The sequence below is a fragment of the Fructilactobacillus sp. X2R5C3 genome, from assembly GCF_059901325.1.
Genome location: NZ_JBWXUY010000053.1, coordinates 1 through 242, shown reverse-complemented (window position 1 = coordinate 242; position 242 = coordinate 1). Strand labels below are relative to the sequence as shown.

Genomic DNA, 242 nt, shown 5'->3' with positions numbered 1-242 from the left:
CGTCATCCGGCATATCAGCGGCAGGAGTTCCTGGACGGGCGGAATAGATAAAGCTGAAGCTCATATCGAAATTCACTTGCGCGAAGAGATCCATCGTTTGTTGGAAATCCTCTTGAGTTTCGCCTGGGAAGCCGATGATAAAATCGGAACTGATTTGAATTTCAGGCCGCACTTTGCGTAACTTGCGGATAATCGATTTATACTCAAGTGCGGTATGATTACGTTTCATCATGGTTAAAACC

At 45.5% G+C, this 242-nt stretch carries 1 protein-coding gene; it reads right to left on the bottom strand.

The genetic code is table 11. From position 1 onward, the window contains the following. Positions 1–242, bottom strand: a 242-nt coding sequence (locus tag AC6UDE_RS07140; protein WP_500697054.1) for a radical SAM protein, incomplete at both ends; no start/stop codon positions are given.